The sequence below is a fragment of the Streptomyces celluloflavus genome (genome assembly GCA_000720995.1).
In the GTDB taxonomy this organism is placed as follows: Bacteria; Actinomycetota; Actinomycetes; order Streptomycetales; family Streptomycetaceae; genus Streptomyces; species Streptomyces celluloflavus.
In genome coordinates this window covers 1-10,140 of the sequence record JOEL01000093.1, presented here as the reverse complement: position 1 = coordinate 10,140, position 10,140 = coordinate 1, and the positions used below count along the sequence as shown (strand labels likewise).

Here is a 10,140-nt window from a genome sequence, read left to right as displayed (position 1 = left end):
CCCACCCGCCTCTCTCCTTGCAGCAGCCCCAGCCACCCCGCCGTCCCGCCCCGGGCCGGCCCCCGCTCGGAGGATGCCCATGACCACCGAACCGACCCGGCTCGCCGATCTCACCGCCACCCGCCTCACGGCCGGGTACGCCGCCGGCGAGTTCTCCCCCGTCGAGGTGGCCTCGGCCGTGCTGGCGCGCGCCGAGGCCGCCCAGGCGCGGACGAACGCCTTCGTCCGGATCGACTCGGAGGAGGCGCTGGCCGCCGCCGGTGAGTCGGCCCGGCGCTGGCGGGCCGGGCGCCCGGCCGGGCCGGTGGACGGCGTACCGGTCACCGTCAAGGACCTGCTGCTGACCCGCGGCACGCCGACGCTGCGCGGTTCGCGGACCGTCCGGGCCGAGGGCGCGGCCTGGGACGAGGACGCGCCGGCCGTCGCCCGGCTGCGTGCGGCCGGAGCGGTGTTTCTCGGCAAGACCACCACTCCGGAGTTCGGCTGGAAGGGCGTCACGGACAGTCCGCGGTACGGGGTGACGGGCAATCCGTACGACCCGGGGCGCACCTCGGGCGGGTCCAGCGGCGGCGGTGCGGCGGCGGTGGCGCTGGGCGCCGGTCCGCTGGCGCTGGGGACGGACGGCGGCGGTTCGGTCCGCATCCCGGCCTCGTTCTGCGGGATCTTCGCCCTCAAGGGCACCTACGGGCGGGTGCCGCTGTATCCGGCGAGCCCGTTCGGGACGCTGTCGCATGTCGGGCCGATGACCCGGGACGCGGCCGACGCGGCGCTGATGATGGATGTGATCACCGGCCCGGACTGGCGGGACTGGACCCAGCTCGCCCCGGAGACCGGGTCCTTCCGGGCGGCGCTGACCGGGCCGGTGGCCGGGCTCCGGGTGGCGTACAGCCCGTCGCTCGGCTGGGACGTGCCGGTGGCGCCGGAGGTGGCCGCGGCGGTGCGCACCGTCGTGGACCGGCTCGCCGCGCTGGGCGCGCACGTCGAGGAGACCGACCCGGGCATCGAGGACCCGGTGGCGGCGTTCCACACGCTGTGGTTCAGCGGGGCGGCGCGGGTGGTGCAGCATCTGGGCGACGCGGAGCGCGCGCTGCTCGACCCGGGGCTGCGGGAGATCTGCGAGCAGGGCGCGCGGCTGGGGGCACTGGACTATCTGGCGGCGGTCGAGGTGCGGGCGGCGCTCGGCCGGGCGATGGGCCGCTTCCACCGCACGTACGACCTGCTGGTGACGCCGACCGAGCCGATCACCGCGTTCGCGGCGGGCGCCGAGGTGCCGGCCGGGTCGGGGTACACCCGGTGGACGGGCTGGACGCCGTTCACCTACCCGTTCAACATGACGCAGCAGCCCGCCGCGACGCTGCCCTGCGGGGTGGACGGCGCCGGGCTGCCGATCGGTGCCCAGCTGATCGGGGCGCGGCACGCAGACGCCCTGGTGCTGCGCGTCGCGCACGCCCTGTACGAGGCGGGGGCCGCGGAGATCCCGGCGCCGCCCGCGCCCGCTACGCCCGCCGGAAGGTGAGCGACTCGCCCTGGGCGCCGGACCGCCAGAGGTCCTGGCAGGCGTCGGCCATCCGCGCCAGGCCGTCGACGACGGTGCCCCAGACGATGCCGGGGACCCAGCCCGTATCGCCGTTGATCAGCAGGTTGTTGCGCTCGTAGAAGAGCGCGAGATCGACGACGGTGGCGCGGCCCTGGTGCCCGGCGCCGCTCTCGTAGCCGTAGGACGCGGTGCCCAACTGCGTGCCGGTGAAGGTGAAGTAGCACAGATCGCCGGGGATGGGGGTGACGGTCGGGTTCTCCAGCGGCGGCTCCTGGGGGGCGAACGGCGGTACGAGGGTGTAGATCTCGTTGCGGGCGTACTTGGCGTGGTAGACGTCGCCGCCGAGCGGGAGCGCGTCCCAGACGGCGTCGCAGGTGATCGGCGCACGGTCGTCGAGCAGCTTGGCGGTGCAGCGCACACCGCGCCCGGCCAGGGAGACTTCGATGAGGCGATCGGTCATATCCCGATCGTAGGGGGGCAATACCGGCGTACGGAACAACTGGCCGCCGCTCATGTCAAGAGCGGGACACGGCCGGCATAGGTGCCGGGTGTCCGGGTAGCCGCGCGCCCATGGCTCCACCACAGCGGAACATCTCAGAGAACGAAGGACGGATACCGGGCGGCGTCCGCCGCCGCGCGCTGCTCGCGGGGGTGGCGGCGCTCGGCGCGGCGGGTGCGATCGGGACGGTCGGCGCGTGCAGCCGGGTGTCCGCGGCCGGCACCGGGGACGGCGGGCAGCTGCTGGCCCGGCTGCGCGCGAAGGGCTCGGTCACGCTGGGCCTGGCGGGCGAGCAGCCGTACAGCTACATCGGCCGGGACGGGAAGATGACCGGCTCGGCGCCCGCCATCGCGCGGACGATATTCCCCCGGCTCGGCGTCCCCGAGGTCGAGCCGTTCCCCACCGAGTTCAGCTCACTGATAGCGGGCCTGAATTCGCAGCAGTTCGACATCGTGGCCGCCGGTATGTACCTCAATCCGGAGCGCTGCACGAAGGTCATCTTCGCCGATCCCGAATACCAGATGCTGGATGCCTTCATCGTTCCCAAGGGCAATCCGAAGGGGCTCCGCACGTACCGGGACATCGCCAGGACCGGAGCGAAAATGGCGACCGGCGTCGGCTACGCCGAGATCGACTACGCGAAGGAGGCCGGGGTCACCGGTATCACCACGCTGCCCGACCAATTGGCGGGCCTGCTCGCGGTCGAGCAGGGGCGGGTGGACGTCTTCGCCGGCACGGCGGTGACCGTACGCAATGTCGTCCGCGAGTCGCGGACCACCAGGGTCGAGGCGACGCCCGAGGTCACCCCGCTGGTGCGGGGCAAACCGGTGATCGATGCCGGCGGTTTCGCGTTCCGTACCCCGGAGACGCGGCTGCGGGACGCCTTCAACCGTGAACTGCACAAGATGAAGAAGTCCGGCGAACTCCTCGCCCTCATGCGGCCCTTCGGTTTCACGCAGGAGCAGATGACGGAGCTCACCGCCGAGGAGAAGTGCCGGCCATGAGCGATATCTCCTGGGGGCTGTGGCAACTGCTGCTCAAGGGCGTCTGGATCACCGTCCAGCTGACCGTCTACAGCGCGGCGCTCGGCGCGGTGACGGCTTTCGTGATCGGTCTGGCGCGCACCCACCGGCGGTGGCTCGTGCGGTTCCTTTCCGGCGCCTATTTCGAGATCTTCCGCGGTACGTCCGCGCTGATCCTGATGTTCTGGATGTTCTTCGTGCTGCCGGTGGGCTTCGGCTGGCAGCTGGCCCCGATGTGGGCCGCGGTCCTCACGCTGGGCCTGACGTACGGCGCGTACGGCTCCGAGGTCGTACGGGGCGCGGTCGCGGCGGTGGCACCGGCGCAGCGGGAGGCGGGCATCGCCCTCGGCTTCTCCCCCGCGCAGCAGCTGTGGAAGATCGTCCTGCCGCAGGCGTGGCCGGAGATGGTCCCGCCGTGCACCAATCTGCTGATCGAGCTGCTCAAGGGCACCGCGCTGGTGTCGATCCTGGGCGTGGGCGATATCGCCTTCGGCGCCTCACTTGTGCGCAACGCCACCACGCAGAGCGCCCCCGTCTACACGGTCATCCTGGTCATGTACTTCGTGCTGGCCTTCGTGCTGACCCGCGGGATGCGGGCGGTGGAGCGGCAGGCGAAGGCCGGTATCGGCCGGCCGCCGGCGAAGCGGGCGAGCCTGTTCCGCCGGGCGGGCGGTGGCCGGCCGGCCACCGCGGTACCCGGTGCGGGCGCCGGCGCCACGGGGCGGGGTGAACCACGATGACCTTCGACTGGTCCGCGGTCGGCGACTTCCTGCCGGCGTTCTTCCGGGGCGTCCTGGTCACCCTCCAGGCCCTGGCGCTCGGTTCCCTGATCGCCTTCGCACTCGGCCTGGTGTGGGCCCTGGCGCAGCGTTCCGCCCGGAAGGCGGTGCGCTGGCCGGTGACCGTGCTCACCGAGTTCGTGCGCAACACCCCGCTGCTGGTGCAGCTGTTCTTCCTGTACTACGTGATGCCCGAGTGGGGTGTCACGCTCAGCGCCCTGGCCACCGGCGTGATCGGCCTGGGCCTGCACTACTCGACGTACACCGCCGAGGTCTACCGCGCCGGTATCGACGGGGTACCCGCCGGCCAGTGGGAGGCGGCGACGGCGCTGAGCCTGCCGCGCGGCCGTACGTGGACCGCGGTGATCCTGCCGCAGGCGATCCGCCGCGTCGTACCGGCGCTGGGCAACTACGTCATCTCGATGCTGAAGGACTCGCCGATGCTCTTCGCGATCGGTGTGCTGGAAATGCTGGGCGAGGCACGGCAGTTCTCGTCCCAGACCTTCCAGACCGTCGAGCCGTACACCGTCGTCGGTGTCGCCTTCCTCGTCATCGCCTACCCCGCCTCCCTTCTCCTGCGAGCCCTGGAGCGCCGCCTTGCCCGCTGACCGCACCACCCCGAACGACACGACCGTCCCGGACGCCCCGGACGACACGGCCGCCACGGACCCGGGCGGCCCGGCGGCCGACGGCGCCGAGCTGATCCGCTTCGACAAGGTCACCAAGCGCTTCGGCGCCCACACCGTCCTGGACGCGCTGGACATGACGGTCCACTCCGGCAAGCACGTGACGCTGATCGGCCCCTCCGGCTCCGGCAAGACCACGATCCTGCGGCTGATGATGACGCTGCTGAAGCCGGACGAGGGCACGATCATGTTCAACGGCGACTACCTCACGCACGAGGAGAAGGGCGGCCGGCTCGTCCCGGCGGGCGAACGGCACAGCCGCGCGGTCCGCAGGAACATCGGCATGGTCTTCCAGCAGTTCAACCTCTTCCCGAACATGAAGGTGCTGCGGAACATCACCGAGGCCCCGGTGCACGTCCTGGGCCTGGCGAAGGACGCGGCGGAGGAGCGCGCCCGCGAACTGCTGGACCTGGTCGGCCTGACCGATCACCTCGACAAGTACCCGGGCCAGCTCTCCGGCGGCCAGCAGCAGCGGGTCGCCATCGCACGGGCGCTGGCGATGCGGCCGAAGGTGCTGCTGCTGGACGAGGTGACCTCGGCGCTCGATCCGGAACTGGTGGCCGGTGTGCTGGACGTCCTGCGGGACATCGCCCGCTCCACGGACATCACGCTGCTCTGCGTCACGCACGAGATGAACTTCGCCCGGGACATCTCCGACTGCGTGATGATGTTCGACGCCGGCCGGGTCATCGAGTTCGGCCCGCCGGAGCAGATCTTCACGGCGCCGGAGCACGAACGGACCCGCGAGTTCCTGAGCGCGGTGCTGTGACGGGGGCCGGTGCGGCGACCGTCCGGGGTGCCCTGCGTCCAGGATGTCCTGTGCTTGGGATGCCCTGTGCCCGGGATGCTCGCGTCCGGGGTGCCATGACGGTCCTCGGCCGGGTGCCGTAACGGTGTAACAGCGCGTGTTCTCCATCGCGCGCCCCTATCGTGCTCCACGCGCTCTTTGCGCCCGTACGCCGGAGCCCGGACCCGTCACGGGGCCGGGCTCCGGCGGGTACCGGAAAGGGCCTTCGACCTACTGGAGGGAAGGATTCCGGCATACCGGAGTGCAGGTTTTCGGTGCGCGGCACGGTCCGGCAACGCCCCCGGTAGAGACGCCCTACTGTGCCTAGGGCATATGCCAGCGCAATGCGCGCCTGGACAGACCCCTCGGCGGCGCCGGTTTTCGGTCAAGACCCCCTCCATCCATGGCTGTTGACCGCTATCGTGATAGAAGCCCGCTGTCCGGGAGTGGTCGGCAATCACGCCGGCCGCATCCTCCAGTGACGGCACGATGCAAGCGGTAACAACCTGCTAGGGGGACACCGTGGCGCTGAAGCCCGAGCCGACCGCGCCGTTCCATTCGGTGCAATACGCCCTTCGCGTGCTCGAAACCATCTCCAGGCACGCCAGTGGCGTGACCGATGCGCAGCTCGCCCGCGAAACCGGCCTGCCCACGGGGAACCTCAGCCACATGCTGGCGATGCTGCGGCGTGAGGGCTATGTGGAGCAGCTGGCGGACGGCGCGTATGTCGTCGGCGAGTCGCTCCTCCTGCTGGGCTCGGGCGGCGACCGCGACCAGGCACTGCGGGACAAGCTCCAGATCACCCTCGACGAGCTGCGGGATTCCGTCGGCGCCGCCTTCTACATCAGCCGGTACATCGACGGCGAGGTCAAGATCCTCCACTACGCCGACGGACCGCTCGCGCCCAAGGTCAACGAATGGGCCGAGTTCCGGCGCACGGCACACGCCAGCGCGGTCGGCAAGTGCCTGCTCGCACAGCTGGACCACGACGGCCGGATGGATCACCTCTCCCGCCACAAGACCGCCCGGCTCACCTCCCGGACGATCACCAACGAGAAGGTGCTGTTCCACAAGCTCGACAGCCAGCCGCCGACGGTTCCGGTACTCGATCTCCAGGAGTACGCCGTCGGCACGGTCTGCGCGGCCGTACCGATCACCGCCGGTTCGACGGTCGGCTGCCTCGCGCTCTCCATGCCGCTGGAGCACGCCCACCGCCTGCGCCAGGCCGCCGACGCCCTCAACCGGCGCGCCGCTCCGGTACTGCTCTCGCTGGCGATCTGATCTATCCGGACGTGCCGCCCCGGGGCTGGCGTGTAAACGCCTCGCGATCGACGCGTGCCCGGGGGCTGCCTGCGAACCGGGGGTGTGCGTACGAGATCACCGGGTGTGCCGCGTGGGGCCTTGGTGGGGCGCTCCGGGGCCTCGGCGGGAGGCCGTCCGGGGATGGTCTCAAGCACCCATTCGGACCAGGTAGTATTTCTTTCGTCAGCGCGCGCCGCTAGCTCAGTTGGTTAGAGCAGCTGACTCTTAATCAGCGGGTCCGGGGTTCGAGTCCCTGGCGGCGCACGTAAGAAGTGGGCGTTCTCGGTTCTCCGGGGACGCCCATTTCGCTATTGCGGGACGGGGCACGCGGCACCCGGTACACAGCCGCCTCCTCGCCCTCTTGTCCGCTCCCCCGCCGCACCCGTGCCACCCCTCACCTCTCACACCCCGCCCCTCTGCTGTCGCTCGTCCATGCCCCTGTCACCTCTCCAGGAGGTGGGCGCGGTCGTGGTCGGCGTAGTGGGCCAGGAGGGCGGCCCGGTCCGCTTCGCCGAACGGGCGGTACGCGCGCCCGGCGGGCCCGGCGTCCAGGGGTGACCACCAGACCGGTTCGGGGCAGCGGAAGCCCGTGCGGCGGAGGGCGGCCCGGTGCACCTTGTGGGTGGCGGTGACGGGCAGCGCGGCGACGGTCCGCACGAAGCGGGGCGCCATCTTCGTCCCGAGGTCGGGCTGGGCGGCGAGGAAGGCCACGAAGTCGTCCGGGTCGAAGACCGCGCCGTCGCGCAGTGCGAGGGTGGCCATGACCTGGTCGCCGGCGACGGGGTCGGGGACCGCGTGGACGGCGACGCCGGTTGCCGGGGCGTAGCGGGCGAGGATGTTCTCGATCATCGTGGCGGCCAGGTTCTCGCTGTCCACCCGCAGCCGGTCGTCCGTACGCCCGGCGAAGTGGAAGAACCCGTCGGCGTCCCGGAAGAAGAGATCGCCGGTCCAGTACCAGCCCGCGCCGGCCTGCGCTGATGTCCGGCCACGGGTGCGGGCGGCGGTGGCCTCGGGGTTGCGCCAGTAGCCCTCGAAGGAGCTGCGGCCCCGGTTGACCAGCTCCCCGATGGCCTCCGCGCCGTTGAGCAGCCGCCCGGCCGTGTCGAGGCGGGCGCGCGGCAGCTCGGCGCCGGTCTCCGGGTCGACGACGGCGAGATCCTCGCCGGGAGCGGCGGTACCGATGGCGCCGGGCGGGGTGTCCGGCGAGCGCCGGAGGGCGGCGCCGCCCTCCGAGGAGCCGTAGCCCTCGGTGAGGCGGACGCCGAAACGGTCGGCGAAGCGGACCGCGTCGACGGTGCCCGCCTCGGTGCCGAATCCGGCGCGCAGCGGGTGGTCGCGGTCGTCGGGGCCCGGCTGGGTGGCGAGCAGGTACTGCACGGCGCGGCCGACGTAGGTGAAGTACGTGGCGCCGTAGCGGCGGACGTCCGGGAGGAAGGCGGAGGCCGAGAAGCGGCGGCGCAGCGCGACGGCCGCGCCGCCGGCGAGCGCCGGGGCCCAGCCGGCGAGCACGGCGTTCCCGTGGAACATCGGCATACAGAGGTAGTGGACGTCGTCCCGCCGTACACCGAAGTAGCCGGCCAGTGCGTGTCCCGCGGCGGCCAGCCGGCCCTGGGTGCAGATGGCGGCCTTGGGCGTGCCGGTGGAGCCGGAGGTGAAGTACAGCAGCATCCGGGCGGCGGGGGTGGGGGCGGCGGCCGGGGCTCGGCCGCGCGGCGTCCTGCCGAGGTGCGTGTCACCGGGGCGGGCGTCCTCGTACGGGGTGAGCAGTGCGCGGTAGGCGGGGTCGTCGACGACGAGGATGCGATCGGGCGGGACGGGGAGGGTCTGCCCGGCCAGCAGCGGCAGGTGGGCGCGTTCGGTGATCAGCAGCGCGCAGTCGGTGTGCGCGATGTCGCGGACGAGTTCCGGGCCACGGCGGGTGGGGTTGATCCCCGCCACGGCGGCCCCGGCGAGCGCCGCCGCGCTGAGCCAGAGCGGGTATTCGGGGACGTTGTCGAGCAGTACACCGATATGCGGCTCCGCACCTCGTGGCAGCAGCTCCACCAGCAGCGCCGCACGGGCGGCCGCCCCGGCGGCCAGCTCATGATGCGTGAGGCTGAGCTCCCCGTACTTCATACCGGTCCGGTGATCGCCCCACTGCGCCTGGATGAGTTCGGCGACGGTGGCGGGGTGGTTGGTGGGGTGGTTGGTAGAGCGGTTCGTGGGGCGACCGGTGGGGTGGCTGGTGGGGCCGAGGGTGGGGCCTGGGGTGGGGCCGGGGTCGGGGTGGGTGCCGTTGGGCGCCGTCATGGCGGTGCAGGGTAATTGACTCAGCGTCAGATGTGGAGGGGCGCGTGCTTCGGAGAAGGCATGGCGGGCGGGGGTGGCGAGCGCGGCGGGCGACGAGATCGGAGCGGGCGTCACACCACGGGTCCACGAACGCGCCGCGCACAACCAACCCGTGGGTTGACGTCACCAACTCCCGCTGTTCGTAACGTTGATAACGAACCAGAAGGGGCTGGAGGCGGCGGGACGGGTGGGGCGGAACGGGACGGAGCGTGGTGGATGCGAGGGAGGCCGGGGCGGCGAGGGAGCGATGAATGAGAGCGCGGGAGGAGAAACAAATGAGGACGGACAGGGGAACGGGCATGGGAATGGGGACGGGGATCGGAAGGTGGCGTGGGTGCGCCGAGGGCCTCCCCGGGGGAAGTCGGGGAGGCCCACCGGAGAATCCGGCGACGTCTGGCGCGCCGGAGGTCAGGAGAGATCGACGTCCGAGCAGGCGTAGAACGCGTTGCCGGTGTCGGCGATGTTCCATACGCCCAGGATGAGGTGGCGCCCGCTCTTCTGGGTCGGGATGGTGCCCTGGTGCTGCACCGTCGAACCCGGCTGCACCCCGCCCATCGGCACCGTCATGAACGGCTGGGGTTCGAGGTCGGCGCGGGTGAGTGGCTTGGTGGGGTCGTAGCCGTCCTTGGTGATGAAGTACTCGAAATCCGTGGTCGAGTGACGCGCCGTCAGTCGCCAGCTGAAGGTGTAGCCCTGCCCCGCCGCGAGCTTGGTGCCGGGCCACTTGCCGCCACGCGGATCGTCGAGCTGGGCGAACCCGTCGTGCCCGCCGGAGCAGATCTTTCCGTCGGCGGGACCGGCGGCCGGGAAGCCCTTGGGCCCCTCGACGCTCTGCGGTTCGTACTGGATCGCACCGCAGTCCGTGACGGTGTGATTGGCGCAGAGCGCCTGGCGGCTGATGGGTGCGTCGCTGTAGCCGTGGCTGGACGCACTGCTCGTGGACAGCAGGGAAACGCCGACGATGCCGAGGCCGACCACGGCAGCGCTGATCCTTTTGCGCATGCTTCGCTCCTGAAGAACGTGGGGGTTCCGAGGGGGTGAGTGAAGTACGGCGGTCTAGACCAGATGGCAGACTAGTAAGCGGCGTTGGACATGTCCAGACCAATAACAACCGGAACTCCGGTTTCCGAAACCGGCCAACAGGGAAAACGACGGCGCCGTAAGCGGGGCGGGGCGGGGCGGGGCGGGGCGGGGCGGGGC

At 71.5% G+C, this 10,140-nt stretch carries 9 protein-coding genes and 1 tRNA gene; 7 read left to right on the top strand and 3 right to left on the bottom strand.

The window, feature by feature from the left end; all coding sequences use genetic code 11:
• The first annotated feature begins 79 nt into the window (after positions 1-79).
• Positions 80-1,516 (top strand): amidase, encoded by a 1,437-nt coding sequence (locus tag IH09_RS35650; protein ID WP_052861902.1) that lies wholly within the window; start codon positions 80-82, stop codon positions 1,514-1,516.
• Here IH09_RS35650 and IH09_RS35645 read toward each other — a convergent pair.
• A complete protein-coding gene (locus tag IH09_RS35645) occupies positions 1,497-1,997 on the bottom strand; it encodes a DUF3830 family protein (protein WP_052861901.1) in 501 nt (166 codons plus the stop codon). The two genes, IH09_RS35650 and IH09_RS35645, sit on opposite strands and share 20 nt — an antisense overlap.
• Before the next feature lie 110 nt (positions 1,998-2,107).
• On the opposite strand from IH09_RS35645, the gene ehuB reads away from it, so the two are divergent.
• The 6 genes from ehuB to IH09_RS35615 all read left to right on the top strand — a co-directional run bounded on the left by ehuB (position 2,108) and on the right by IH09_RS35615 (position 6,876).
• Positions 2,108-3,040 carry an ectoine/hydroxyectoine ABC transporter substrate-binding protein EhuB gene (gene ehuB, locus IH09_RS35640; protein WP_052861900.1) on the top strand — a complete coding sequence of 311 codons (933 nt, stop codon included), beginning with the start codon at positions 2,108-2,110 and terminating at the stop codon, positions 3,038-3,040.
• On the top strand, positions 3,037-3,798 hold the full coding sequence (gene ehuC, locus IH09_RS35635) for an ectoine/hydroxyectoine ABC transporter permease subunit EhuC (protein ID WP_052861905.1): 762 nt from the start codon (positions 3,037-3,039) through the stop codon (positions 3,796-3,798). The genes ehuB and ehuC overlap by 4 nt, the downstream gene beginning before the upstream one ends.
• Entirely contained in the window at positions 3,795-4,445 is a 651-nt protein-coding gene (ehuD, locus tag IH09_RS35630; RefSeq protein WP_052861899.1) for an ectoine/hydroxyectoine ABC transporter permease subunit EhuD, read from the top strand. The genes ehuC and ehuD overlap by 4 nt, the downstream gene beginning before the upstream one ends.
• 91 nt (positions 4,446-4,536) lie before the next feature.
• Entirely contained in the window at positions 4,537-5,292 is a 756-nt protein-coding gene (gene ehuA / locus IH09_RS35625) for an ectoine/hydroxyectoine ABC transporter ATP-binding protein EhuA (RefSeq protein WP_052861904.1), read from the top strand.
• Between the two features lie 540 nt (positions 5,293-5,832).
• Positions 5,833-6,591 carry an IclR family transcriptional regulator domain-containing protein gene (locus IH09_RS35620; protein ID WP_052861898.1) on the top strand — a complete coding sequence of 253 codons (759 nt, stop codon included), beginning with the start codon at positions 5,833-5,835 and terminating at the stop codon, positions 6,589-6,591.
• 211 nt (positions 6,592-6,802) lie between these two features.
• Positions 6,803-6,876, top strand: a tRNA-Lys gene (locus IH09_RS35615).
• Positions 6,877-7,053: 177 nt separating this feature from the next.
• Here the strand turns inward: IH09_RS35615 and IH09_RS35610 are convergent.
• Together IH09_RS35610 and IH09_RS35605 are read right to left on the bottom strand one after the other, a co-directional pair.
• A complete protein-coding gene (locus tag IH09_RS35610) occupies positions 7,054-8,727 on the bottom strand; it encodes an AMP-binding protein (RefSeq protein WP_240150675.1) in 1,674 nt (557 codons plus the stop codon).
• 621 nt (positions 8,728-9,348) lie between these two features.
• On the bottom strand, positions 9,349-9,942 hold the full coding sequence (locus IH09_RS35605; protein ID WP_052861897.1) for a lytic polysaccharide monooxygenase auxiliary activity family 9 protein: 594 nt from the start codon (positions 9,940-9,942) through the stop codon (positions 9,349-9,351).
• Positions 9,943-10,140 lie beyond the last annotated feature (198 nt).